25 protein-coding genes are annotated in these 25,428 nt (G+C 70.2%); 9 read left to right on the forward strand and 16 right to left on the reverse strand.

Annotation, left to right across the window (positions count from 1 at the left end):
* The 9 genes from ABD927_RS15510 to argH all read right to left on the reverse strand — a co-directional run bounded on the left by ABD927_RS15510 (window position 1) and on the right by argH (window position 8,644).
* On the reverse strand, window positions 1-1,503 hold the full coding sequence (locus ABD927_RS15510) for a type II and III secretion system protein family protein (protein WP_345250739.1): 1,503 nt from the start codon (window positions 1,501-1,503) through the stop codon (window positions 1-3).
* Entirely contained in the window at window positions 1,500-2,384 is an 885-nt protein-coding gene (gene cpaB / locus ABD927_RS15515; protein WP_345250740.1) for a Flp pilus assembly protein CpaB, read from the reverse strand. The genes ABD927_RS15510 and cpaB overlap by 4 nt, the downstream gene beginning before the upstream one ends.
* Window positions 2,385-2,386: 2 nt before the next feature.
* Window positions 2,387-2,674, reverse strand: a complete 288-nt coding sequence (locus ABD927_RS15520; RefSeq protein WP_345250741.1) for a hypothetical protein — start codon at window positions 2,672-2,674, stop codon at window positions 2,387-2,389.
* Window positions 2,671-3,546, reverse strand: coding sequence for a hypothetical protein (locus tag ABD927_RS15525; RefSeq protein ID WP_345250742.1), 876 nt, complete (start codon window positions 3,544-3,546; stop codon window positions 2,671-2,673). Before ABD927_RS15525 ends, ABD927_RS15520 begins: the two co-directional genes overlap by 4 nt.
* Complete coding sequence (locus ABD927_RS15530; protein ID WP_345250743.1) at window positions 3,543-4,304, reverse strand: hypothetical protein; 762 nt, start codon at window positions 4,302-4,304, stop codon at window positions 3,543-3,545. The genes ABD927_RS15525 and ABD927_RS15530 overlap by 4 nt, the downstream gene beginning before the upstream one ends.
* Complete coding sequence (locus ABD927_RS15535; RefSeq protein ID WP_345250744.1) at window positions 4,301-5,767, reverse strand: hypothetical protein; 1,467 nt, start codon at window positions 5,765-5,767, stop codon at window positions 4,301-4,303. Before ABD927_RS15535 ends, ABD927_RS15530 begins: the two co-directional genes overlap by 4 nt.
* Before the next feature lie 2 nt (window positions 5,768-5,769).
* Complete coding sequence (locus ABD927_RS15540; protein WP_425570265.1) at window positions 5,770-6,057, reverse strand: hypothetical protein; 288 nt, start codon at window positions 6,055-6,057, stop codon at window positions 5,770-5,772.
* 255 nt (window positions 6,058-6,312) lie between these two features.
* The gene (locus ABD927_RS15545; protein WP_345250745.1) at window positions 6,313-7,104 is read right to left on the reverse strand and encodes a hypothetical protein; all 792 of its coding nucleotides are present in this window, start codon (window positions 7,102-7,104) and stop codon (window positions 6,313-6,315) included.
* A 112-nt stretch (window positions 7,105-7,216) separates the two neighbouring features.
* Window positions 7,217-8,644, reverse strand: coding sequence for an argininosuccinate lyase (argH, locus tag ABD927_RS15550; protein WP_345250746.1), 1,428 nt, complete (start codon window positions 8,642-8,644; stop codon window positions 7,217-7,219).
* A gap of 175 nt (window positions 8,645-8,819) precedes the next feature.
* On the opposite strand from argH, the gene ABD927_RS15555 reads away from it, so the two are divergent.
* The 3 genes from ABD927_RS15555 (at window position 8,820) to ABD927_RS15565 (ending at window position 11,534) form a co-directional block, all read left to right on the forward strand.
* Window positions 8,820-9,791, forward strand: coding sequence for a LytR/AlgR family response regulator transcription factor (locus ABD927_RS15555; RefSeq protein WP_345250747.1), 972 nt, complete (start codon window positions 8,820-8,822; stop codon window positions 9,789-9,791).
* Window positions 9,781-10,905, forward strand: coding sequence for a GNAT family N-acetyltransferase (locus ABD927_RS15560; protein ID WP_345250748.1), 1,125 nt, complete (start codon window positions 9,781-9,783; stop codon window positions 10,903-10,905). The genes ABD927_RS15555 and ABD927_RS15560 overlap by 11 nt, the downstream gene beginning before the upstream one ends.
* 290 nt (window positions 10,906-11,195) lie before the next feature.
* Complete coding sequence (locus ABD927_RS15565; RefSeq protein ID WP_345250749.1) at window positions 11,196-11,534, forward strand: P-II family nitrogen regulator; 339 nt, start codon at window positions 11,196-11,198, stop codon at window positions 11,532-11,534.
* 220 nt (window positions 11,535-11,754) lie between these two features.
* Here the strand turns inward: ABD927_RS15565 and ABD927_RS15570 are convergent, their stop codons facing one another.
* Entirely contained in the window at window positions 11,755-12,414 is a 660-nt protein-coding gene (locus ABD927_RS15570) for a Smr/MutS family protein (protein WP_345250750.1), read from the reverse strand.
* A gap of 26 nt (window positions 12,415-12,440) precedes the next feature.
* Window positions 12,441-13,397, reverse strand: a complete 957-nt coding sequence (gene trxB, locus ABD927_RS15575) for a thioredoxin-disulfide reductase (RefSeq protein WP_345250751.1) — start codon at window positions 13,395-13,397, stop codon at window positions 12,441-12,443.
* Between the two features lie 288 nt (window positions 13,398-13,685).
* Between trxB and ABD927_RS15580 the strand changes: the two genes are divergently transcribed.
* From ABD927_RS15580 to ABD927_RS15600, 5 genes are all read left to right on the forward strand, one after another.
* Window positions 13,686-16,028 carry a DNA translocase FtsK gene (locus ABD927_RS15580; protein ID WP_345250752.1) on the forward strand — a complete coding sequence of 781 codons (2,343 nt, stop codon included), beginning with the start codon at window positions 13,686-13,688 and terminating at the stop codon, window positions 16,026-16,028.
* An 84-nt stretch (window positions 16,029-16,112) separates the two neighbouring features.
* Window positions 16,113-16,817 (forward strand): outer membrane lipoprotein chaperone LolA, encoded by a 705-nt coding sequence (gene lolA, locus ABD927_RS15585; protein ID WP_345250753.1) that lies wholly within the window; start codon window positions 16,113-16,115, stop codon window positions 16,815-16,817.
* A 13-nt stretch (window positions 16,818-16,830) separates the two neighbouring features.
* The gene (locus ABD927_RS15590) at window positions 16,831-18,180 is read left to right on the forward strand and encodes a replication-associated recombination protein A (RefSeq protein WP_345250754.1); all 1,350 of its coding nucleotides are present in this window, start codon (window positions 16,831-16,833) and stop codon (window positions 18,178-18,180) included.
* Window positions 18,181-18,242: 62 nt separating this feature from the next.
* Complete coding sequence (serS, locus tag ABD927_RS15595) at window positions 18,243-19,565, forward strand: serine--tRNA ligase (protein ID WP_345250755.1); 1,323 nt, start codon at window positions 18,243-18,245, stop codon at window positions 19,563-19,565.
* Between the two features lie 68 nt (window positions 19,566-19,633).
* Complete coding sequence (locus ABD927_RS15600; protein ID WP_345250756.1) at window positions 19,634-19,810, forward strand: DUF1328 domain-containing protein; 177 nt, start codon at window positions 19,634-19,636, stop codon at window positions 19,808-19,810.
* A gap of 39 nt (window positions 19,811-19,849) precedes the next feature.
* Here ABD927_RS15600 and ABD927_RS15605 read toward each other — a convergent pair whose 3' ends face one another.
* From ABD927_RS15605 to ABD927_RS15615, 3 genes are all read right to left on the reverse strand, one after another.
* Entirely contained in the window at window positions 19,850-20,833 is a 984-nt protein-coding gene (locus ABD927_RS15605) for a tripartite tricarboxylate transporter substrate binding protein (protein ID WP_345250757.1), read from the reverse strand.
* Between the two features lie 18 nt (window positions 20,834-20,851).
* Window positions 20,852-21,967: an Ldh family oxidoreductase gene (locus ABD927_RS15610; protein ID WP_425570271.1), complete on the reverse strand. Its 1,116-nt coding sequence runs from the start codon at window positions 21,965-21,967 to the stop codon at window positions 20,852-20,854.
* Window positions 21,968-22,056: 89 nt separating this feature from the next.
* Window positions 22,057-23,271, reverse strand: coding sequence for a polyhydroxyalkanoate depolymerase (locus ABD927_RS15615; RefSeq protein WP_345250759.1), 1,215 nt, complete (start codon window positions 23,269-23,271; stop codon window positions 22,057-22,059).
* 117 nt (window positions 23,272-23,388) lie between these two features.
* On the opposite strand from ABD927_RS15615, the gene ABD927_RS15620 reads away from it, so the two are divergent.
* Window positions 23,389-24,045, forward strand: coding sequence for a glutathione S-transferase family protein (locus tag ABD927_RS15620; RefSeq protein ID WP_345250760.1), 657 nt, complete (start codon window positions 23,389-23,391; stop codon window positions 24,043-24,045).
* A gap of 9 nt (window positions 24,046-24,054) precedes the next feature.
* On the opposite strand, the gene ABD927_RS15625 is transcribed toward ABD927_RS15620, so the two are convergent.
* Together ABD927_RS15625 and ABD927_RS15630 are read right to left on the reverse strand one after the other, a co-directional pair.
* On the reverse strand, window positions 24,055-24,507 hold the full coding sequence (locus ABD927_RS15625) for a cupin domain-containing protein (RefSeq protein WP_345250761.1): 453 nt from the start codon (window positions 24,505-24,507) through the stop codon (window positions 24,055-24,057).
* 128 nt (window positions 24,508-24,635) lie between these two features.
* Complete coding sequence (locus ABD927_RS15630) at window positions 24,636-25,415, reverse strand: 2-keto-4-pentenoate hydratase (protein ID WP_345250762.1); 780 nt, start codon at window positions 25,413-25,415, stop codon at window positions 24,636-24,638.
* Window positions 25,416-25,428: the final 13 nt, after the last annotated feature.

Below are 25,428 nucleotides of genomic sequence, written 5' to 3' on the forward strand. Positions count from 1 at the left end.
TTACTCCCGCTGGATGGAGCCGATGGCGTGGCTGGCGTCGGGCCGCAGCGGCACGTCGAGCCGGGGCGGCCCGAAAGTCTGGTCGAGCAGGCGTTCGGCGCGCTCGACCCGCTCGCGCAGCGGCGCGTCGTCGTGGCTGACGACCACCGGCGTGACGAAAATCGCCAGTTCGGTTTCGCGCTGCTGGAAGCGCCGCGAGCGGAACAGCGCGCCGAGGATGGGCAGCCCGGACAGGCCGGGGATGCCATCGGTGTCGCTCGCCTGCTCGCGCGACAGGAAGCCGCTGAGCACCAGCGTCTGGCCCGAACGCACATTGAATTCGGTGGACGTGCGCCGCACTTTCAGCGCCGGCCCGCCGGGCGCGGTGACCGCCGGGTCGACCGTGCTGACTTCGACCTCGATGACCGAGCGCACCGTGCCCGAGCGGTCGACCCGCGGCGTGATCTCCAGCGAGACGCCGTAAGGCTTGAACGTGGTGTTGGAGGACCCGTTGCGGTCGATGGTGGCATAGGGCACTTCGCCGCCCGCCATGAAACGCGCGGTCGATCCGCTGCGCGCCGACAGTTGCGGCTGCGCCAGCACCACCGCTTCGCCGGACTGCGCCAGGGCATCGATGCGGGCCGACAGCAGGGCGTCGATGCCGGCATAGCCGGCCGGGCCGAGCGACGGAAACGGCAGCGCCAGCGGCCCGCCGCCCGGCCGGGCTTGCGCGTCCTGCTGCGGCCCGCGCCGCAGCCGGCCGCTGGCGGCGGCATCCCAGGCGAACCCGGCCTGGAGTCCGCCGGTCGACGTCGGATCCCAGCGCACGCCGAGCTGCTGCAGCCGGTCGTGGGGAATCTCGACCACCTTGACGTCCATCATGACCATGCGTTCCCAGCCGATCTGGCCGGTGAAATCGACGATCTGCGGGTAGCGGCGGGCCAGCACGGCGACTTTCGCGTAGTCGGCGTCGCTCAGGTCGTCGCCTTCGACGATGATCTTGTCGCCCACCACGGTGCTGCGGGCAGTCGGGATACGTTCCAGGAAGGCGGCCAGTTCCTGCTGCACGCGGCGCGTATCGTCGGCCGTGACCGTCACGTGCAGCCGGGCGGCGCTGCCGTCGCGCTTCCATACCACCAGTGACGACGCGCCGGGCGTGTTGCCGAACAGGATGACTTCCTTGTCGTCGGCGGTGGAGGCGTGGACCACCCGGCCGTTGCCGACCGCGATGCGGGCGACATCGGGCGCCGGCAGCACCCGGGTTTCGCCGACGAATAGTTCGATGTCGCCGGCGTCCGGCGATGCCGGCGGCGCCGATGGCGAGGGTTCGGCGGCGCCGACCGGCGCCTGCGGCGGCCCGGACAGGCCGGCCTCCCATGGCATGACGGCGCCGTGCAGCGACGGATCATCGACGAACGGGTCGAGCGCCGCCGGTCCGGCCGCGGCGGCGCGCAGCAGCGCGGCCAGCCACAGCGCGATGGCGCGCGCCGCGAAACCTGCGGCGCGGGAAGGCCGCGGCATCATCGGGATGCCTCGCCGTCGGCGGCCGCCGCGTCGTCCGTGGAGACATCCGCCGCCGGCGGCGGACCGAGCCGCGGAATGACGCGCGGCGGACGGTCGCCGTAGATGACCGATACCCGCGGTCCGTCGCTGCGCGGGGGCGGCGGGTCGGACATGCCAAGCAGGCCGGGCAGGTCGCCCCGCGGCACCGCCGCCGCGGGACGCGGGTCGTCGGGCCGGCGCAGCATCGCGGTCAGCGTGCCGCCGTCGCGCGCGGCCACCAGCTTGACCGCGTCTTCCGGCGAGGCATCGAGCGTGAGGGTCGAAAAACCGCCCCCGGCCGCCGTGCCGCCGGCATCGCCGTCGAGCTGTTGGCCGGTGGCCAGCACCCGAACGCTTTGCAGCAGCGGCCGGGTGGTGCGGCGGCCCCGGTGTTCGAACGAGACGTACAGGTCGATCAGGTCGCCGGGCTTGAGCAGGCCGGACACCGAACCCATTTCGTCGACCGGAACGGTGACCGCGCGGCGGCCGTCGGCCAGCCGGTCGGACAGGAAGGCCGGATGCGTCTTGACGTGGACCTCCAGAACGGGGTCGCCGCGCCGCAGCGGGTAGGCAAGCCGCGCGGATTCGATCTCCGCATAGCGCGCCGGGCCCAGCGCGGCGGAGGGCACCCATTCGACCGGCATGTCGCGCACTGCGACGGCGTCTGCGTCGAGCCGGCTGCCGGCCGGAAGGTCGGCGGCCGCCACCAGCACCGGCGTCGTTTCGGTGCGCGCGCCGGCCTCGATGGCATCGATGCGGGCCTGGATGTGGCGCTGGCTGAGCCACGCGGCGGCGGCGCCGGCGGCCAGCGCGACGGCCAGCATCCAGCCGCGGGAGCCCATCGTGAAAGCCGGCATCCGCATGGCTACACCGGCCAGGCCAGCGCCGCCGCGAAGCGCAGGTGGAAACCGCGCAACGCCTCGACCAGGCGCCCGGCCAGGCCGCCGTCGTCGCCATACAGGCCCACGGCGGCCAGGCCGGCAACCAGCGCCGCGACGAGCACCAGGTACTCGATCATCGCCTGGCCGCGCTGGCATCCGGAGCAGCCGGAGTTCGTGCGGCGTGCGCAGGCGGTGCGGCGCGGGCCGCAGCAGCGGCTGCGACAGTCCCAACGGAGGTCGTCGGCGTACGCGTGGAAGACGGGGGGCGTCATGCCGGATCCTCATGCAACTGCAGCAGCACGCCGCTGCCCGCGGGCAATTCGACCACGACGAAGGCCGCGCGCCGGCCGCCGAGCCGCCATTCGGCCGCCGTACCCGAACCCGCACCGGCCGCGGGCCGCCACCCGGCCGCCGCGAGATTGGCGGCCAACGCGGCGCGGACATCCGCGGCGCCGCGCTCGAAGGTATAGACCTGCTGCCGCACGCGCACGCCGTCATCCAGCGCCGATAGGTCCAGGCGCAGCGCGGCCCCCGGCGGCAGCCATGCGGGCGGGGCCGGCGCAGCCTTCCGTGCCGTCAACTCGGTACCCGATGCGATGCCGTAGGTTCGATTGCCGGCGTCGCGCAGTCGCACCGACCACAACCAGCCCTCGCTGCGGCCGGCGATCAGCGCGCCGTCGGGCAATCCGGTCAGCGTGGCGTCCGGCCCGGCCTGCGCGATCAGCCACGCCGCCAGTCGCGCCAGCGGCATCGGCGCGGAGAAGAACCGGACGTCGGCCGGTCTGCCTGCGAGCGACAGGGCGTGTCCGATTCCCGTCTCGACGCTTCCGGCCGGCAACACGAAACGCGGCATGTCCGCCCACGACGCGGACGTCGCGCCCGCCGCCGCGCAGGCCAGCGCGCCGCCGGCACGGCACAGCCATTTCCCGCCGCTCGGCGCATCGCGGCGTCCGGCAAGAGGCCCGCGGCGTTGCGCGCGAACGCGGAGGTATCCGGCAGCCAGGCCAGGACGGTCCACCATGGAGCCAGGACCCCTTTCCGCACGCCGCATGCGCGGCGCCGGCCGGCGCGTCGCGCTGCCTGCTGCAAGCGGCAAAGCGCGCTTGCGAAGCAGGGCCGAAAGGGAAAGGCGGGGCGGGTTCATCGCCGCACCTCCGGCACAAGGCGGTCCGCCGGCACCACGCCGCGCCAAGGCTGCAGCCAGTCGGTATCCAGCCGCGGCCGCTGCCAACCGGCATCCAGGCGCCACAGCCTGGCATCGTCGGCCCGCGCCAGGTTTGCCGATGGCCGGGCCGCGTCCTGCCACGCACGGCCGGCGCGGGCGATGGCCGCCTGCACGGCGTCGTCGCCGCCGGCCGCGCCTTCGCCGCTCAGCAGTACCGTGCTGCGTGCGATGGCCGGACGCAGGCTCGACCATTCGTGAAGACCGGCAGGGACGCTGCGAGGGCCGCCAAGGCCGCGACCGCCGGCGGCGGCACCCAGCCGAGGCGATAGCCTGACGGCGCCCGTGGTCACGCCGCGGTCGGGAAACAACAGCTCCGCGCGCAAGGCCATCGCCTGCCGATCGCCGCCGCCGATCTGGTACGCCCCGTCGCGAGCGGCCGGCGGCGCCACCGCGCCCCATGCCTGGATGCCATCGGCGCCGAGCATGGCGCGGCCGTCCAGCGCCAGCCACCGGTGCCGGCCCGGGTCGAAAAATCGCGTGCCGATCGTCTGCCGCAGCGCGGGCTGCGACCAACCCTGCGCGATGCCGAATGCCGCATGGCGCCCTGCCAGCAACGCCTGCAGCGCAAGGTCCTGCAGGCGCCCGACGGCGGGGATCAGCGCGAAGAGCGCACCCAGCACGGAGAGCGCCGCCAGCGCCTCGGCCAGGGCCTGGCCGCCGGTTCGCGGGGCTTTCATGGCGCCTCCAGCAAGGCCAGGGCGCGCCGGCGCTCGTCATCGGTGGCGGCGCCGAGCCGGGCGTGCCAATACGGCTGGAACAGGCTCGGCAGTTCGCGCCGACCATCGGCGCGCGGGCCCGGGCGCTGATAATAGGTTTCGGCGGCGGCGACCGCAGCCAGGGCCGGCGCTTCGCCGAAGCGCAGCGAGCCGGCCGCCACGGCGGTGAACGGGGCGGGAGACGCGCGAGGCGAAACGGCCGAGGCGCCGGATACGCGGTATCCCGTCACCGGGGACGCGCCAGACGCGCCGCCGTCGCGCCGCGCCACGACCGCGAAGCGCAGCCGCGCCGTCCCTCCCATCCGCAGCGCATCGGCACTCAACTCCGGGAAGGCCGGCAGCCCTCGTCCGCGCCAGACGTCGCGCTGCGCCACGGCCAGAGAATTCGCCAGCGGATTGGCCGCTTCATCGAGCAGGTCCCACCGCGTGGCCTGTTGCACCCAGCGCCAGAAGTCCTGGTCGGCGAAATCGTCCGGCGGGTCGTCGACATAAGGCGTATCGGCATCCACGCCGCCGTTGCCCGGCAAGACGGCGCCACGGCCCATCGGATACTCGCGGTAATAGCAGCCTATCCAGCGATTGGAGCGCAAGGCGTGATACGACTGCGTATCCAGCGAACGCCAGGCATCGAGACCGGCCATGCCGGTAGAGCCGCGCCGCCTCAGCTGGTGGCGCAGCAAAGGGCATCTCCGATCGATGGGAAGCGGGCTGGATGCGGTATGGTCGCGCGGCGCCAGGAATCCGTAGCGGTCGGCCGCCGTTTCGACCACGCTCTTGAGCCGGGCGCGGGCACCGCCCGACTGCCGCGCGATGAAGCCCGGCAGGTCGTCGTCCAGCCAGCGCAGGTCGAGCACGGCTGGATCGCCGTCATGATTGGCCGCCAGGATCGCGCGGACCGCCGCGTCGCGGCTGCCTGCCAGCCCCGCCTGGACCGCCGCCTGTGCGCGGGCCAGCACGTCGTGCACCACCGCGTCGTGGCCGGCGAAGGCCCGCGCCAGCCCGCCATCGGGCCACGCGGCATCCGCGCCCGCGCCGCGCGCCGTGCCGGAGCCCGCGTAGGCCGCGCCGTGCCGGGCGCCGAACAGGCCGCCGATCAGCGTGGCCGGCGGGTTGGACGCCGCCAGCTGCCGCGCCTGCGTGTCGCCGAACCGGGCCCACGACGCCAGCGTGACGAGATGGGCCATCGCTACCTGGTGAGCCACCACGGCGCGATTGGCATAGGCCAGGAAATTGAGCGCGCGCGCCTGCACCACCGCGCCGCTGTACGCGGCGGCATCGATCGCATTGGCGAGCCGGGCCTTGCGGTGCACCAGCCGGCCCGCATCGAACATCTGCACCAGGGCGGCGGCGGCGCCGGCCAGCAGCACCAGGGCCAGCGCGAGCGCCTGCCCGCGTTCCACGGAGATCAGAACCGGCGGGCGCATGCCTACTTGCCCCCCAGCCCGGCATTGCCGGTGAAGGACTTCAGCGAGCGCGCCGCCGTCTGCGCCTTGGCCGAACCCGCGGCAGTCTGCGCCGCGCGCGATTCCGCCGAGCCGTCCTCGCCGGCGAGCTCGCGCGCCATGGCCGCCGTTTGCGACCGCACGACCTGGCCGAACAGCTGATAGACCGCGATGGCGGCAACGGCGACGAGAGCGACGATGACCAGATATTCCGTCATGCCCTGCCCGCGCTGGCGGGCAGACATGGCGGACGGGCAGGGAACTGCAGGCATGGTGGACTCCGTACCCGTCGGGACCCGGCGGGATGCCGGGCTGTCGAGGGCGTGGCGTCAGTGTTCCTTCCGGCACCCTCGTCCACAATGCGTGCTTCCCGACATGGACCGGACGATCCGACCCACGTCCCTGCGCCCGCCTTGGCGTTCAAGCAGGCCTTGAAAAGCATGGTGGAGCGGGAGGCCGCGCGCCGACGTCCGGAACCCACCAGGAAAGCAGCCAGCCGGCGCCATCGGCCGGCTGGCTGCCCGCGTTCAATCCACCAGCGAAGGCGGTACGGCGACCCCCAGCGAACGATCCGCGCCGTCATTTTCGGCGGTGAAGGAAACGACGATCAGAACGCCGCTGTCCGGTTCGCGGTACAGCTTGAGATGATCGACCGCGCCGTCCTCCCATTCCTGGCCGCTGGCCGAGAACAGGGCCGTGACCACCGACGGCGGGTAGGTTTCCGGCTCGTTCTCGTCGTCGATCATGTCGGTCCAGACCAGCGAGCCGTCGGCCTGGAAGTCGAAGCGGCCGCCGATGTCGCAGTCCTCGATCAGCAGGAACGATTGGCCCTTGAGCACGTTGAGGTCGGTGACCGCCTCTGCGTTGGCGGGCAGGATCAGGTGGCGCCCCACCGTGGTGGTGCTGCTCAGGTCCTTGCAGACCAGCATGCCGCCGTCGGCTTCCTGCAGGTCGCCCGTGAGCGTGAAGCCGGAGGCCGTCACATTGCCGTCGTCATCCGAGGTGTAGCTGACGGTGTCGTTGCCCAGCGTGACCGTGCCGGCGTTGCTCTCATGGTCGATGTCGACGGTGCGCGCGACCAGGAAATCGGAAAAGTCCACGCTGTAGTAGCTGTGCGTGGCCGTGCTGCTTCCGGTGCCGCCCGTGCCGCCGTTATCGCCGGTGCCGCCGTTGTCGCCCGTGCCCCCCGTGCCGCCGGTGCCCGAGGTGTCGCCGCTGGTGGCCGAACCGTCCGACGGATCGTCGTCGCCGCCGCCGCAAGCCGAAAGCGTCAGCGCGAGCGCACACACGCCCGCAATGAGAAGTCGCTGGATGTCCAAGGTTTTCCCCCCGCATTGGTCAATGATGTGACGGCAATGGTAGGGAGGGGGTAGGGCATCCGCATCCCACAAATGTGGGATGCCGGGCCGGCGCTGGGATGGTAAGGGCGGCCTACTGCCCGCCGGCGGTTTCGCCCAGCACCCGCTGCGCCTCTTCGCGCACGCGCGCCGGCGCCGTGCCGCCCACGTGCGCCCGCGCGGCCACCGAGCCTTCCAGCGTCAGCACCGCGTGCACGTCGTCGCCCACCGAGGCATGGAAGGCGCGCAGTTCGTCCACCGACAGGTCGGCCAGGTCGCAGCCGCGTTCGACGCAGGCGCGCACGGCCGCGGCCACCGCTTCGTGCGCGTCGCGGAACGGCACGCCGCGCTTGACGAGATAGTCGGCCAGGTCGGTGGCGGTGGAGAAGCCTTGCAGGGCCGCCGCCCGCATGGCATCCGGCTGGACCTCGATGCCGCCGGCCAGGTCGACGAAGATGCGCAGCGTGTCGCGCACCGTGTCGGCGGTGTCGAACAGGCCTTCCTTGTCTTCCTGGTTGTCTTTGTTATAGGCCAGCGGCTGGCCTTTCATCAGCGTCAGCAGCGCCACCAGGTGGCCGTTGACGCGGCCGGTCTTGCCGCGCGCCAGCTCGGGCACGTCGGGGTTCTTCTTCTGCGGCATGATGGAGCTGCCGGTGCAGAAGCGGTCGGCCAGGTCGATGAAGCCCACGCGCGGGCTCATCCACAGCACCAGTTCTTCCGACAGCCGCGACACGTGCGTCATGATGAGCGCGGCGGCGGCGCAGAATTCGATCGCGAAGTCGCGGTCGGACACCGCGTCGAGCGAGTTGCGGCAGACGCCGTCGAAGCCCAGCGTGCGCGCCACGCGCTCGCGGTCGATCGGGTAGGTGGTGCCGGCCAGCGCGGCCGCGCCCAGCGGCAAGCGGTTGACCCGCCGGCGGCAGTCGGCCAGCCGCTCGGCGTCGCGGCCGAACATCTCGGCATAGGCCAGCAGGTGGTGGCCGAAGGTGACGGGCTGGGCCACCTGCAGGTGGGTGAAGCCGGGCAGGATGGTGGCGGCATGTTCGAGCGCGATGCCGGCCAGCGCGTGGCGCAGCTGGCGCAGCAGGTCGAGCAGGGTATCGATTTCGGCCCGCAGCCACAGGCGGATGTCGGTGGCCACCTGGTCGTTGCGCGAGCGGCCGGTGTGCAGCCGCTTGCCGGCGTCGCCCACCAGTTCGGTCAGGCGGCGCTCGATGTTCAGGTGCACGTCTTCCAGGTCGAGCGACCATTCGAAGCGGCCCGCCTGGATTTCGGCCAGGATGGCGGCCATGCCGCCGCGGATGGCGTCGAGGTCTGCTTGCGACAGGATGCCCGCCGCCTGCAGCATGTCGGCATGGGCGAGCGAGCCTTCGATGTCGAAGGCGGCCAGGCGTTTGTCGAAGTCCACCGAAGCGGTGTACCTTTTGACGAGGTCGGACACCGGTTCGGAGAAGCGGGCGGACCAGGCTTCGGCCTTCTTGGCGAACTGGTCCTGGGGGCGGGGATCGGTCGATTGGGGCATGGGCGCGATTATAGATCGCGCCGGCCGGGGTCCAGGCCGCGCCTGGCCGGAAAATCCGGCCCCGTCCGTCCCTTATGCAATCCCGGAAGAACCGGATCCAGACGATGATGCCATTGACCGACGCCCCGCCGATGCACGCAACGCAGTCCGCCGCCGGCCGCGGCGCACGGTGGCGATGACCGCCCCGGCAGCGGTGGCCGTGGCGGCTTCGCCTGCCGTGCTGATCGTCGGCCGCGACCCCGCCGCGCGGCGCCGCTTCCGGAGCCTGCTGCGCCAATTGCGCGCCAGGATGCCGCTCGGCGCCGGCATCGAAGCGGCCAGCGGCGACGAAGCCCTGCGACTGGCGGCTCGCACGCCCGGCGGGATCGTGCTGCTCGACGCCGCGCTGTCCGGCGGCAGCGCGCTCGGACTGGCGCGCGCCCTGCGCGCGCTGCGCGAGCCGCCGCAAGTGGTGTTGGTCGCGTCGGCGGAGATCGCCGCGCAGTCCGCCTCGCTCGATCTGGCCGACTGCCTGCTGCGCCCGGTCCGCGTCGACCGCCTGGCGCTGGCCTTGTCGCGTGCGCTGGCGCGCCTGCGCGCGGGAAGCGCGCCGCGCACGGCGCAACGGCCGGTCGGCAGCCCCGGGGGCCATGACGGCAGCGGCGGCGAGGACAACGGCGATGGCGCTCATGGCAATCCCGATGGCCACGGCAGCCACGACCATCAGGACGCCGACCACGGCTACATCGCCGTGCTCGATCGCGGCCGCTCGCTGGCGGTGCCCGTGGCCGAGGTCGTCTACCTGCGCGCCCAGGCCAAGTACGTGACGATCCGCATGCGCGACGGCGAACTGCTCACGGCCGACAGCCTGGACCGCTTCGAGCGCGCCTTCCCCGGCCGCTTCGTACGCATCCACCGCAACGCCCTGGTGGCCCGCGCCGCCATCGCCGGCGCCTGCCGCGAGCCCGACGCCGGCTCGGCCCCCGACGCCGACCCGTTCTGGCATCTGCTGCTGCACGGCGTGGCCGAACGGCTGCCGGTCGCGCGGCGCCGCTGGCCCGGCGTGCGCAGGCTGCTGCCGGCCGGCGCCGGCGGTCCTACAATGACGCCTGCAGGCGCGGCGCCCGGCGCGGCCGCGCCGTCCCGAGGGAGCAACATTGGCAGATAGCAGCATCGAAGTGGTCGACACGCTCGAAGGCGTCGATCCCCAGGCCTGGGACGCCCTGGCCGGCGGCAACCCGTTCGTCGGCCACGCCTTCCTCCACCTGCTGCACCGGAGCGGCTGCGCGTCGCGCAAGACGGGCTGGCTGCCGCAGTATCTGCTGCTGCGGCGCAAGGGCCGGCTGGAAGGCGCGATGCCGCTTTATCTCAAGGGCCATTCGCGCGGCGAATACGTGTTCGACCACGCCTGGGCCGAGGCCTTCGAGCGGCACGGCATCGAGTACTACCCCAAGCTCCTGTCGGCCGTGCCGTTCACGCCGGTGGGCGGCCCGCGCCTGCTGGCCGCCGGCCACGACGACCGCGTGCTGCTGGCGCAGGCCGCGATCGAACTGGCCCGGCGCGCCGGCGTATCGTCGCTGCACGTGCTGTTCCCGCAGCCGGCCGACGTCGAGGCGCTGCGCGAGGCCGGCTGCATGCTGCGCGAGGGCGTGCAGTTCCACTGGCGCGACGACGGCTATGCCTCGTTCGACGATTTCCTCGCCAGCATGAGCCACGACAAGCGCAAGAAGATCCGCCAGGACCGCCGCCGCGTGGCCGAGGCCGGCATCGCGTTCCGCCATCTGCGCGGCCGCCAGATCGAGCCGGCCCACATCGATTTCTTCTACCGCTGCTACGCCTCCACCTACGCCAACCACTGGTCCTCGCCCTATCTGACGCAGGCCTTTTTCCATCGACTGGCCGCCGAGCTGCCGGACGCGTTGCTGCTGATCCTGGCCGAACGCCACGGCGAGCCGGTGGCCAGCGCGCTGAACGTGGCTGGCGACGGCGTGCTGTACGGCCGCTACTGGGGCAGCATGGAATTCGTCTCGGGCCTGCATTTCGAGACCTGCTACCTGCAGGCCATCGAGTACTGCATCGCGCACGGCATCGGCTGTTTCGAGGGCGGCGCCCAGGGCGAGCACAAGATGTCGCGCGGGTTGCTGCCCACCGCCACCTGGTCGGCGCACTGGATCGCCGACGGGCGCTTCGCGCAGGCGATCGCCGATTTCCTGGAACGCGAGACGCGCGGCGTCGACCGCTACCTGGACGAACTGGAGTCGCATACGCCATTCAAGAGATGAGCTCCCTGCGTTGGAGCCATGCGATAATCGCGCGGCTTTGCATGGGGGGTCGCACCCTTGGAACCTATGGCCGGCGCGCGCTGCCGAATCATGACGCGTCAAGGTCGTGCCGGCGTGATGCCGTCATGCGACACGGTCCGCCGCGCGGCGCCCGGGCGCGCGACATGGCCGCGCGCCTCGGTGTACGCTGTGACGAGATCGTGACTGTGACCGAGCGTTCTCGCGCGGGCTGGCGCCATCCGATCACCCACCGATTCAACGAAGTCATCGAATAGTCCCGGAGATCTGCGATGAAACAAGTCACCGCCATCATCAAGCCCTTCAAGCTCGACGAGGTCCGCGAGGCGCTCGCCCAGGTGGGCGTCAACGGCCTCACCGTCACCGAGGTCAAGGGCTTCGGCCGGCAGAAAGGCCATACCGAGCTCTACCGCGGCGCCGAGTACGTGGTCGACTTCCTGCCCAAGGTCAAGGTCGAACTGGTGATCGCCGATGAATTCGTGGAGCAGGCGCTGGAGGCCATCATCCGGGTGGCCCGTACCGGCAAGATCGGCGACGGCAAGATCTTCGTGACCGGCGTCGACCAGGTGATCCGCATCCGCACCGGCGAAACCGGCCCCGACGCTGTGTAGAAGGCCCCCATGCGCTTCGCGCGCCCCAGGGGCGGCACGCGCGGACCGGAAAGGGAAGCCCCACCCCTTAGCGGCCTTCGGCCGCTTCCCCTCAAGGGGCGGCACGGGCGGACCGGAAAGGGAAGCCCCAGCCCTTAGCGGCCTTTGGCCGCTCCCCCTCAAGGGGGCGGCACGGGCGGACCGGCAAAGCCGGATCCGCTGTGCCCCGGATGCACTGGCGCTAGGCGGGGGGCGCGGCGCTTTTTAGCAAGACTAGCACTACGCCGGCGCCGCCGTCGTTGGGGCGGGCTTCCACGAAAGCCAGTACTTCCTCTTTTTGTACCAGCCAGCGGCGTACTTTTTCCTTGAGCACGGGGGTTCGGTTTTTCGAGCCCAGGCCTTTGCCGTGGATCACGCGCACGCAGCGCATTTCCTGTTTGACGCATTGGCGCAGGAATTCGCCCAGCGCCTCGCGCGCTTCGTCGACGCGGTGGCCGTGCAGGTCGAGTTGGGACTGTACCGTCCATTGGCCGCGGCGCAGTTTGCGCACGGTGTCCTGGCCCAGGCCGTGGCGGCGGAAGGAGAGGGTGTCGTCGGTTTCGATCAGCCAGTCGGCGCCGTAGTCGTCGGAGACCGATTCGCGCAGCACCTGGCTGTCGTCTTCCCAGCGCTTGAACGGCAGCGGCGGCGGCGGGACGCGGCGCGGTTCGATGCGGCCGGCGGGCCGCAGCGGTTCGACCGGGCCCACCAGCGCGCGGAACTCCGCCGCGGCCCGGCGCGCCTCGTCGGCGCGCCGCCGCGCTTCTGCTTGCGCGGCCTGTTCGGCCTCGCGCCTGGCCTGGAGCTCCTTGTGCAGGACCTTCAGGCCGTCGAGGCCTTGGCGTGCGGGCTTGCCGGCCATGATGGCGATGGCATGGGCGCGGCGGCTCAGACCGCTTCGCCGTCCAGCCAGCGCTGCGCGTCGAGCGCGGCCATGCAGCCGGTGCCGGCGCTGGTGATGGCCTGGCGGTAGACGTAGTCCTGCACGTCGCCGGCGGCGAACACGCCGGGCACCGAGGTCATCGTGGCCAGGCCGTGGTGGCCGCTGCGGGTGATGATGTAGCCGTCCTGCATGTCGACCTGGCCGGCGAAAATGCCGGTATTGGGCTGGTGGCCGATGGCGATGAAGACGCCGGTGACGGCCAGGTCTTCGGTGGCGTCGGTCTGGTTGTTGCGGATCCGCGCGCCGGTCACGCCGGAGGTATCGCCCAGCACTTCCTCCAGCTCGTTGAATACCTTCAGGATGATCTTGCCCTCGGCGACCTTCTCGTTGAGCTTGTCGACCATGATCGGCTCGGCGCGGAAGCGGTCCCGGCGGTGGATCAGCGTGACGGTGCGGCAGATGTTGGCCAGGTACAGGGCTTCCTCGACCGCGGTATTGCCGCCGCCGACCACGGCCACGTCCTGGTCCTTGTAGAAAAAACCGTCGCAGGTGGCGCAGCCCGACACGCCGCGGCCCTTGAAATTTTCTTCCGACGGCAGGCCCAGGTATTTGGCCGAGGCGCCGGTGGCGATGATCAGCGCGTCGCAGGTGTAGGTGCCCGAATCGCCGTGCAGCGTGAACGGGCGCTTGCCCAGGTCGGCGGCGTTGATGTGGTCGAACACGATCTCGGTGTTGAAGCGCTGCGCGTGCTCCAGGAAGCGCTGCATCAGCTCGGGGCCTTGCACGCCGTGCACGTCGGCCGGCCAGTTGTCGACCTCGGTAGTGGTCATCAGCTGGCCGCCCTGCTCGACGCCGGTGACCAGCATCGGCGACAGGTTGGCGCGCGCGGCGTAGACCGCGGCGGTGTAGCCGGCGGGGCCGGAACCGAGGATGAGGACTTTGGCGTGTCTGGTTTGGCTCATGATGGACGTCTGGGCCGCCGGGCCCCGCCGGGCGCGCGAAGGCGGGGCGGGACGCCGGGGGCGTGATGGGAATCTGGCGATTATAGGAGTCCGCGCGGACCGGCATCCAATAGATGGGGGCGGCGGCGGGGGCCGCAAGGTGCCGGCCTGCCATGGGGCGGTCGCGGCCGCCTGCGGAAGACGACGCAGCCGGCGCCCGTAATGTCTTGTTGCACCGCCGCCCCGCGGGCCGCTGTTACGATGGGCGCGCCGCGCTTTCCAGGAAGGCGCCCCTTTATAATCCTGTCCATGGCCCGTACCGCTTCCCTAGGAAATACCCGCAACTCCAGCGCCGCCCAGGCCTCCGGGGCCCTGCCAGGGCGCCTGTCGCGCCTGTTCCGCGAAGCCCGCTGGATCCTGTTCGCCGGCCTGGCCGTCTACCTCACGCTGGTGCTGGCCACCTACAACTCTGCCGACCCGGGCTGGTCGCACGCCGTGCAGTCCGACCACATCCACAACAGCGGCGGCCGCTTCGGCGCCTGGGTGGCCGACCTGGCGCTGTTCCTGCTGGGCGCCTCCGCCTGGTGGCTGGTGGTGCTGCTGCTGCAGCGGGTCTACGCCAGCTATCTGCGGCTGGCCAGCCAATTGCTGCGCGCCCAGCCGGAAGAAGAGCACGCCCGCGTCCACTGGGAGCAGGGCATCGGCTTTGCCGCGCTGCTGATCGGCTCGGTTGGCCTGGAAGCCCTGCGCCTGCGGCAGGCCTTCGGCGAAGGCCTGCCGCATGGCGGCGGCGGCATGATCGGCGATGCCATCGCGCGCTATTTCGCGGCCACCTTCGGCTTCACCGGCGGCACGCTGCTGCTGCTGGTGCTGTTCGCGGTGGGCGCCAGCCTGTTCTTCAATTTCTCGTGGCTGGTGGTGGCCGAACGGGTCGGGCTGTCGCTCGAATGGGCGGTGCGCCGCGTGCGCGACACCATCCAGGCGCGCGAAGACCGCCGCGCCGGCGAGGTCGCGCAGCAGGCGCGGGCCGAGGTGGTGGTCGCCAAGCAGGAAAAACTGGTGCACGAACAGCCGGTGCGGATCGAGCCGGCCGTCACCGTCGTGCCCAAGTCCGACCGGGTCGAAAAGGAAAAGCAGCAGACCCTGTTCGTCGAATTCGCCGAAGGCGCGCCGCCCGCCCTCAGCCTGCTCGACCCGCCGCCGGCCAGCCAGGAATCGGTGCCGGCCGAAACGCTGGAATTCACCTCGCGCCTGATCGAAAAGAAGCTGGCCGACTTCGGCGTGCAGGTGTCGGTGGTCACGGCCCAGCCGGGTCCGGTCGTCACCCGCTACGAGATCGAGCCGGCGGTGGGCGTCAAGGGCAGCCAGATCGTCAACCTGGCCAAGGACCTGGCCCGGGCGCTGAGCCTGGTCAGCATCCGCGTGGTCGAAACCATCCCCGGCAAGAACCTGATGGGGCTGGAATTGCCCAACCTGCGGCGGCAAACCGTCAAGCTGTCGGAAATCCTCGGCTCGCAGGTCTACCACAGCAGCGGCTCGGTGCTGACCATGGCGCTGGGCAAGGACATCGCCGGCAAGCCGGTGGTGGCCGACCTGGCCAAGATGCCCCACCTGCTGGTGGCCGGCACCACCGGGTCCGGCAAGTCGGTCGGCATCAACGCGATGATCCTGTCGCTGCTGTACAAGGCCGACCCGAGCCAGGTGCGGCTGATCCTGATCGACCCGAAGATGCTCGAAATGAGCGTCTACGAGGGCATCCCGCACCTGCTTGCGCCGGTGGTGACCGACATGCGCCAGGCCGCCAACGCGCTGAACTGGTGCGTGGCCGAGATGGACAAGCGCTACCGGCTGATGAGCAAGCTGGGCGTGCGCAACCTGGGCGGCTACAACGCCAAGATCCAGGACGCCGCCAAGCGCGAGGAGCCCATTCCCAATCCGTTCTCGCTCACCCCCGACGCGCCCGAGCCGCTGCACCCGCTGCCGATGGTGGTGGTGGTGATCGACGAACTGGCCGACCTGATGATGGTGGTCGGCAAGAAGATCGAAGAGCTGATCGCGCGGCTGGCGCAGAAAGCCCGCGCGGCCGGCATCCACCTGATCCTGGCCACCCAGCGGCCCAGCGTCGACGTCATCACCGGCCTGATCAAGGCCAACATCCCGACCCGGATCTCGTTCCAGGTTTCCTCCAAGATCGATTCGCGCACCATCCTCGACCAGATGGGCGCCGAGGCGCTGCTGGGGCAGGGCGACATGCTCTACATGCCGCCGGGCTCCGGCCTGCCCACGCGCGTGCATGGCGCCTTCGTGACCGACGACGAAGTGCATCGGGTGGTCGAATACCTGAAGGCCCAGGGCGAGCCCAACTATGAAGACGGCATCCTGGAAGGCGCCGCCGAAGGCGAGACGGGCGACGGCCTGGGCAGCGTGACCGGCATGGCCGACGCCGAATCCGACCCGATGTACGACCAGGCGGTCGAGGTCGTGCTCAAGCACCGCCGCGCGTCGATTTCGCTGGTGCAGCGCCACCTGCGCATCGGCTACAACCGCGCCGCCCGCCTGCTCGAACAGATGGAGATCGCCGGCATGGTCTCGTCCATGCAGTCCAACGGCAATCGCGAGATCCTGGTCCCCGCCGCTGCCCGAGAGGAGTGACCCCGCTACGCGCTTCGCGCGCTCCCAGGGACATCCTGGGGAGGGCGGTGGCTGTGGAGGTACGCAGCATCATGGGAAACGTTTATGACTGATATCACTTCGTCCGTTCTCGCCGGCAGGTTCGTCCGTACCGGCACGAGCCTGCGCCGCCGGATCGGCGCCGCAGCGCTGGCGCTGGCCGCCGCGCTGCCCGCCGGCGCCTGGGCGGCCAGCGCCCGCGAGCAGTTGAACGCCTTCGTCGCCGGCACGCAGTCGGCCTCGGGCAGCTTCTCGCAATCCACGCGCGGCCCCAACAGCGGTACATCCGCGTTGCAGACCGGCACCTTCTCGTTCCAGCGGCCCGGCAAGTTCCGCTGGCAGGTTTCCAAGCCGTTCGAACAGCTGGTCGTCTCCGACGGCAAGCAACTGTTCCAGTACGACCCCGACCTGAGCCAGGTCACCGTGCGCGACGTCGGTTCGGCCATCGGCTCGTCGCCGGCGCAGATCCTGTTCGGCTCCGGCTCGCTGGACCAATCGTTCGACCTGGCCGATCAGCCCGGGCGCGACGGCCTGGACTGGCTGCGCGCCACGCCCAAGTCGCCCGACGCCGGCTTCGCGCGGGTCGACATCGCCTTCAAGGACGGCCTGCCGGCGCGGCTGGAACTGCAGGACTCGTTCGGCCAGGTGACCCAGGTCAGCTTCTCGGGCGTGACCCGCAACCCGCAGTTGGCCGCCGACGCCTTCCGCTTCACGCCGCCCAAGGGCGTCGACGTGGTGCGGATGGGCGCCGAGGCCCCGGCCGGCCGCTGACGAGGCCCGCGCCATGCCCCGGCCCGGTCCCGGCGACCTGTTCCCCGATGCCCAGGTGCCTGCGCAGCAGGGCGCCGCGGTCGATCCGGCGCTGGTGCCGCTGGCCGAGCGGCTGCGCCCGCGCACCATCGACGACGTGGTCGGCCAGGCGCACCTGCTGGGGCCGGGCAAGCCGCTGCGCGTGGCCTTCCAGTCGGGCCGGCCGCATTCGATGATCTTCTGGGGCCCGCCCGGCGTCGGCAAGACCACGCTGGCGCGGCTGATGGCCAACGCCTTCGACGCCCAGTTCATCGCCATCTCGGCCGTGCTGGGCGGCGTCAAGGACATCCGCGACGCCGTCGTCGCGGCCCAGGCGGCGCAGCTCAAGGGCCGGCGCACCATCCTGTTCGTCGACGAAGTCCACCGCTTCAACAAAGCCCAGCAGGACGCCTTCCTGCCCTATGTGGAAAGCGGCCTGTTCACTTTCATCGGCGCCACCACCGAAAACCCGTCGTTCGAGGTCAACTCCGCGCTGCTGTCGCGCGCCCGCGTGTATGTGCTGCAGGCCCTGAGCACCGACGAACTGCGCGAACTGATCTCGCGCGCGCTGGCGCTGATCGGCGACATCCGGTTCGACGACGACGCCCAGGCCCAGCTGGCCGCCTGGGCCGACGGCGACGCGCGGCGGGTCATCAACGCCGTCGAGGTGGTGGCCGATTCGGCCCGCGGCGCCGGCCGCGACACGGTCGACCCGGCCTGGCTGGAAACCGCGCTGTCGCAGAACCTGCGCCGCTTCGACAAGGGCGGCGACGCCTTCTACGACCAGATCAGCGCCCTGCACAAATCGGTGCGCGGCTCCGATCCCGACGCCTCGCTGTACTGGTTCTGCCGCATGCTCGACGGCGGCGCCGACCCGCGCTACCTGGCGCGCCGCATCGTGCGGATGGCGATCGAAGACATCGGCCTGGCCGACCCGCGCGCGCTGGACATTGCCCAGGCCGGCGCCGACGTCTACGAACGGCTAGGTTCGCCCGAAGGCGAACTGGCGCTGGCCCAGGCCGTGGTCTACCTGGCCTGCGCCGCCAAGTCCAACGCCGTCTACATGGCCTACAACGCCGCGCGCCGCTTCGCCGAACAGAACGGCAGCGCGCCGGTGCCCATCCACCTGCGCAACGCGCCCACCAAGCTGATGAAACAGCTCGGCCACGGCAAGGCCTACCGCTACGCGCACGACGAGCCGCACGCCTACGCGGCCGGCGAAACCTACTTCCCGGACGGGATGCAGGCCCGGTTCTATCAGCCCACCGACCGCGGGCTGGAGGCCAAGATCCGGCAGAAACTGGAATTCCTGCGCGGACTGGACCGGCAGAAAGACGAGGAGTAGGCGGGCTACAATGGGCGCCCGGCCGCCGTTCGCGCCGGCGTCCTCCTGACTCCGTCCACATCATGCTCGACATCGCCCTGCTGCGCAAAGACATCCAGTCCGTCGCCACCCGTCTCCAGGATCGCGGCTTCACGCTCGACCTGGCCCGCTTCAACGAGCTGGAAGCGCGCCGCAAATCGCTGCAAACCGAAACCGAAACCCTGCAGGCCCGCCGCAATGCGCTGGCCAAGCAGATCGGCGCGCTCAAGTCCAAGGGCGAGGACGCCTCTGCCGTGATGGCCGAGTCGCAGGGCATCCCGGCCCGGCTCAAGCTGCTGGAAGAAGAGCTCGCCACCGTGCAGCGCGCCATGCAGGAGCTGTTGCTGGCGGTGCCCAACCTGCCGCACGCCAGCGTGCCCGCCGGCAAGGACAGCGACGACAACGTCGAGGTGCGCCGCTGGAGCCCGGCCGGCACCGAGCCGGTGGCGCTGCCGTTCCCGCCGCGCGACCACGTGGCGCTGGGCGAGCCGCTCGGCCTGGATTTCGAAACCGCGGTCAAGCTGTCGGGCGCGCGCTTTGCGATGATGCGCGGCCCCATTGCCCGGCTGCACCGCGCGCTGGCCCAGTTCATGCTCGACCTGCAGACCGGCGAGCACGGCTACACCGAGTGCTACACCCCCTACATCGTCAACACCGCCACCTTGCTCGGCACCGGCCAGCTGCCCAAGTTCAGGGACGACATGTTCTGGGTCACCAAGGGCGGCGAGTCGGTCGACGAAAACGGCAACCCGGTGCCGCGCGAAGACCTCTACCTGATCTCCACCTCGGAAATCACGCTCACCAATACTGTGCGCGGCGAGATCGTCGACGCCGCGGCGCTGCCGATCAAGCTCACCGCCCACACGCCGTGCTTCCGCTCCGAGGCCGGCAGCAGCGGCCGCGACACGCGCGGCATGATCCGCCAGCACCAGTTCGACAAGGTGGAAATGGTGCAGATCGTCCACCCGGACGCTTCTTACGACGCGCTGGAACAGATGGTGGGCCATGCCGAGCACGTGCTGCGCCGCCTGGAGCTGCCGTACCGCGTCGTGCTGCTGTGCACCGGCGACATGGGCTTCGGCGCCGCCAAGACCTACGACCTGGAGGTCTGGCTGCCGGGGCAGAACACGTATCGCGAGATTTCCTCGGTGTCGAACTGTGAGGCCTTCCAGGCGCGCCGGCTGCAGGCCCGTTTCCGCAACGCCCAGGGCAAGCCGGAACTGCTGCACACGCTCAACGGCTCCGGCCTGGCCGTTGGCCGCGCGCTGGTGGCCGTGCTGGAAAACTACCAGCAGGCCGACGGCAGCGTGGTCGTGCCCGATGCGCTGCGGCCCTACATGGGCGGCGCCGACCGACTGATTCCGTAACATTCCGGCGCCGGCCTCTCGCCGCCGGCATGCTAGCGTGGACAGCTATCGTCCCCGAGGAGTCCACCATGCTGAAATGGGCACTGATCTTCTTCGTGATCTCGATCATCGCCGGCCTGTTCGGATTCACCGGCATCGCCGCAGGTTCGGCGGCCATCGCCAAGTTCCTGTTCTTCATCGCGGTGATCCTGTTCGTGGTGTTCCTGCTGCTGGGCCTGACGGTCTACCGCAAGATCAGCAAATAGCGGCCGCCGCGCGGGGCCGCCGTTGGCATTGCGCGGCCTTCACTGCGTGCTGATCTTCGCTTCGCGGATGACGCGCTGCCATTTCTCGTACTCCCCGGCGATGTAGGCATCGAATTCGCCCGGGTCTTTCCATTGCACGGCAAGCCCCTGCGATTCCAGGGTCCGGCGAAGCGCCGGGTCTTTCAGGGCCGCATCGATCTCCCGGCCGAGCCGCTGCACGACCGCCCGCGGCGTTGCCTTGGGCGCCACGACGCCGAACCAGGTGGCGGCGTCGAATCCTTTCACTCCGGATTCGGCAACGGTCGGCACGTCGGGCAGCGCCGGCGACCGTTGGAGCGTCGATATCGCGAGGGCCCGCAGCTTTCCCGACTGGACCAGCGGCAGCGCGGCGACCAGGTTGCTGAACATCAGCGGGATCTGGTTTCCGGCCACGTCGGTCAGGGCCGGCTGCTCGCCCTTGTAGGCGACGTGGGTCATCCGGATGCCCGCGCTCAGGGACAAGAGTTCGCCCGCCATATGCGGTGTCGTGCCGATGCCCCCCGAGCCGTAATTCACCTCGCCGGGCTTCTGCTTCGCCAGCGCGATCAGCTGCTGGACGTCGCGTGGCGCGAATCCCGGGTTGGACACCAGCAGCAGCGGCGACGAGGCGACCAGTCCGGCGCCGGCGAACGCCTTCCTCGGGTCGATCGGGACGGAGGGCGTCAGGATGGGCGCGACCGCCAGCGACGTCTGCGTTCCCATCAGCAGCGTGTATCCATCCGGGTCGGCCTTCGCCACATAATCCGTGCCGATCATCCCGCCGGCGCCGATCCGGTTCTCGACGACGACCGACTGGCCCAGGCCGGTGGTGAGCCTGGCGGCCAGCGCCCGGGCGACGTTGTCGACGCCGCCGCCCGGCGCGAACGGGACCACCAGCCGGATCGGCCGTCCGGGCCATGCGTCGGCCGCCACGGCGGCTGGTGCAAGGGAAAGACAGCCGGCCGCATAGACCGCATATAAGGCGATACGCGTGAATCGGCGCATGACGCGCTCCTCGTTTGCTTATGCTTGTGCTGGAGTCAGGAGAAAGGGAACGCCCGCCTGCTCGCTGACGGCACGGATTTTTTCGATCAGGGAGGGCGGAACCGGGATGCCGAGGCGCGCCCGCTGCTCCCGCGAAGCGGCCTCGGGGTCGCCCGGAACGAGAACCGGCAGTTCGGGATCCGCGGCGGGGCTGCCGCGCAGGGTATCGATAACCGTGTCCATGTCGGCGAGGAACTCGTCCTCTTCGCGGAACGCGGACGGATCCACCGCGCAGAAGAAGTGCCCCAGGTTATCGGGATCCTCCGGCCGTTGCGTCCGGACCCGGACCGGGGAAAAGGAAGCCCCGGACAAGGTGCCCGCCAGGATATGCACCATCATGGAAAGGCCATAGCCCTTGTGGCTGGACGTTTCGATCGAGCTTCCCAACGGGGTGAGCCCGCCGCCGATGTGCTTGGGCCGGGTGAACAGGATCTCCATGGCGCGGCTGGCGTCCGTGACCGTCTGCGCATGCTCGTCCACCACCCAGCCGGCCGGGATAGGCTTGCCGCGTAGTTCGTACACCTTGACCTTGTTCGATGCGGCGCTGCTCGTTGCCATGTCGAGCACGAAAGGCCCGTTCGCGCGCGCCGGCGCCGCGAACGCCAGCGGATTGGTGCCGAGCACGGCCGTGCGCCCCCGGGTCGGCACCGTATTGATGGTACGCGTGGAACTCATGCAAAGGCCGATCAGGCCTTGCGCCGCCGCCAGCCGCACGTAGTGGCCTGCGGCGCCGAAGTGATGGGAGTTGCGGACCAGGACCATCCCGACGCCGTGCTCCTTGGCTTTTTCGATGGCGAGTTCCATGCCCATCACGGCCGCGGCGTGGCCCAGGCCGGCATCGGCGTCGACCAGCGCCGTGACCCCGCGATCGCGCACGACGTGCGGCCGCGCGGCCAGGTTCAGCTTCCCCGCCAGCCGGGACTTGTTGTAGTCCATGAGCATCGACAGCCCATGGGAATCCACGCCCGACAGATCGGTGTCGACCATGACGCGGGCGCTGGTCTGCGCCAGGTCGTCCCGCATTCCCCACGCGAGGAGGATGGATAGGATTTGTTCGTGGACCCGTTCGGCCGGGATGCGGGGGAATTCATCCATCTTCATGTCGTCTCCTGTTTTTTTCATGGTGACGACTTGAGGTATGGCTTTCAAATAAATATTTATCCGGGGCTCATAAGGCCCTTTTATTATGGCTGCACAGTGTGGATCATGTCGCGCACGATCGGATAGATCTGCTGGTTCCACTTGCGGCCGCTGAATACCCCGTAATGGCCCACCCCGGTCTGCACGTGATGGGATTTCATATAGGGCCGCAGTCCGCTGCACAGCTCGTGCGCGGCCACCGTCTGCCCGATCGCGCAGATGTCGTCGCGTTCGCCTTCCACCGTCAGCAGCGCGGTACGGCGAATGGCGGCCGGGTCCACCGGCCGGCCGTGCCAGGTCAGCCGGCCCAGCGCCAGATCGTAGTCCTGGAATACCCGCTGCACGGTTTCCAGGTAGAACTCCTCGGTCAGGTCCAGCACCGCGAAATATTCCGCATAGAATGCTCGCGTGGCCTCGGCCTTTTCCAACTCGCCGGCCACCAGATTGTTGTACATGCCGACGAAGGAGCTGACGTGCCGCTCCAGGTTCATGTTCATGAAGGCGGTCAGCTGCAGGAAACCCGGGTAGACGCGCCTGCCCGCGCCGGCATGGCGCCACGGCACGGTGGCGATCAGGTTGTCGGCGAACCACGAGATCGGCTTGCTGCGGGCCAGCTTGTTGACGGTGGTGGGATTGACCCGGCAGTCGATCGGGCCGGCCATCAGCGTCAGGCTGCGCGGCTGCGCCTGGTTGCCGTCCTCGGCCATCACCGCCGCCGCCGACAGCGCCGCCACGCAGGGCTGGCAGATCGCCAGCATGTGGCCGCCCGGCCCGATGGTTTCCATGAAGGCGATCAGGTGGTCCACGTATTCGTCCATCCCGAAGCGGCCGTCGGCCAGCGGCACGTCGCGCGCGTTGTGCCAGTCGGTGATGTAGACGTCGTGGTCGGCCAGCATGGTGCGGGCGGTCTCGCGCAGCAGCGTCGCGAAATGGCCCGACATCGGCGCCACGATCAGCACCTTCGGCTGCGCCGGCGCCTGCGGCTTGGCCATGTGCAGCAGGGTGCCGAACGGCAGCCGCTGCACGGCTTCCTCCACCACTTCCAGGACGGCCCCGCCCGACTCCACGGTATGGATGCCGAACGTCGGCCGCCCGTGCGTCAGCGCCGCGTGGCACAGCACGTCGCAGGCCGCGCTCACGCTGCGCACCGGCTGGTGCCGGTGCCATTGCGGGTAGCTGAGCGCCAGGCTCACCTGGCGGGCCATTTCGCGCCACGGCGCGATCAGGTCCGAATGGGTCTGGTAGGCCTGATAGAGCATTGCGTCCCTCTCCGTCCTCACGTGGACTTCCGGGGTCTTGCAAATAGCGGGCCAGCCGCGTTGGCACGGCAATTGCTCGCCAACCTGCGCACGGCAGGACGGAGCACGGAGACGCTGATGGCGCAGGCAACGCTGACGATTACGAGCAAGAACTATTCGTCGTGGTCATTGCGCGGCTGGCTGATGGCCAAGCTGGCCGGCCTGCCGTTCGACGAAAAAATCATCCCGCCCGACGACCCCGCCATGCGGGCCGAGATCCTGCTGCTGGCGCCGTCCGTGCGCGTGCCGGCCCTGAGCCACGACGGCGTCACCGTCTGGGACACGCTGGCGATCGGCGAATACCTGAACGAGGTCCGGCCCGAGGCCGGCCTGCTGCCGGCCAGCCGCGCCGCGCGCGCCCACTGCCGGGCGATCTGCGGCGAAATGCACTCTGGGTTCGCGTCGCTGCGCTCGGCGCTGCCGATGAACATCAAGGGCCATTTTCCCAACTTCAAGATCTGGGAACGCGCCCGCGCCGACATCGAACGCATCGCCGCCATCTGGGAAGAATGCCTGGCGGTCTACGGCGGTCCGTACCTGTTCGGCGACAAACCCTGCATCGCCGACGCCATGTACGCGCCGGTCGCCACCCGTTTCCTGACCTACGACGTGAAGCTGAGCCGCATCTGCACCGCCTATTGCGCCACCATCATGGCCATGCCGGCGATGATCGAGTGGGTCGATGCCGCGCGGGCCGAGCCCGACGACATCGACGAACTGGACATGGAGTTCTAGGCCCGGGCCTCAGGCCTGCTGCAGGGCGGGCGCGGAATCCCAGGTGCCGGGCGCCGGCACTGCACACGGGCCGGGCACCTCGATCGTGGAGAAGTCCGCCGGGCCGACGATCTCCAGGTATTCCATGTCGGGCGAATAGTCGAACAGGAAGTGGGCGATGCCCGGCCGCTGGTGCACGCAGTCGCCGGCGGACACCAGGGTCTCCTGGTCTTCGTACATGAATTTCGCCCAGCCCTTGAGCATGTAGACGATGTGGAAATCCGCGCCATGGCGGTGCCACCCGGTGCCTCGTTCCGGTGCGATGTTCGCTCTGACGAGGTGCGCGATGACCTTGCCGTGGGTGGCCGCGGCGATGCCGAGATCGCGGTAGATGAAAAAATCGCGCAGGCCGCCGCCTTTGAACTGGGTATCGCCTGGCTTGACGTGGGAGAACTCGGTGGGGGTGGTGGTCGGGTCGAACATGGCCGCTCTCCATAGTGACACTTCCGGGGCTGGGGCAAGCAGGAAGCGTTCCATTGGCGCGGCGCGGCAGGCGCGGCAGGCGCGGCGGGCGCTTGCGCCGCGGCCTGCCGCATGGGGCCGGATGGCGCCTAGAGACGGGCGCCGAACCGCACGCCGATCCGCCCCAGCCGCGAAAAACCGGCATCGACCCGATCGCCGGGCGCGACGGGCACGTTGGGCGTGAGCGACCCGCTCATGACGATCATGCCGGCCCGCAGCGCCTCGCCGTAGCTGGCCATCGTGTTTGCCACCAGCGCCAGCGCGGCCAGCGGATTGCCCAGCACTTCCGTGCCGGTGCCCGACGCCACCGGGCGTCCGTTCACGGACACCGACACGCCCTCGGCGCGCAGGTCCAGTCCATGCGGCGCGCGCAGCGGCCCGCCGAACACGTAGCGGCCGTTGAAATTGCTCGCCAGGATCCGCGCCTGGTGGCTCGGCCGCGGGCCGTCCCTGAAGGCGAGCACCTCGAACGCCGGAAACACCGCTTCCACCGCCGACCACGCATCCAGCAGCGTCAGGCCGGGGCCTTGCAGGTCGCGCTTCAGCAGGACGGCGATTTCCGCCTCGATCGCCATGCGCGCGGCCGTATAGGCGACCTCCGCCTGTTCGTCCTGGACGCAGGATGCCATCACGCAGCCGACGATAGGCCCTTCCACATGTTCTTCCTTGCGCACGGCCAGGTTGGAGCCCGCCACCTTGTAGCCGGCCAGCCGGTCGCCGCCCGCGCAGCGCCTGCGCACCAGCGCCGTCCGCAAGCGGTAGGCATCGCGCTCGCCGAAGGCCGGATGAAGATCGAGGATGTCGCGCCATGGCGACTGGCCCGACAATTGCGCGTCGAGCCAATCGACCAGCGGGTCGTCTGGATTCATCGGCTTGCCTCCT

The organism is Pigmentiphaga soli, from assembly GCF_039541095.1.
GTDB lineage: Bacteria > Pseudomonadota > Gammaproteobacteria > Burkholderiales > Burkholderiaceae_B > Pigmentiphaga > Pigmentiphaga soli.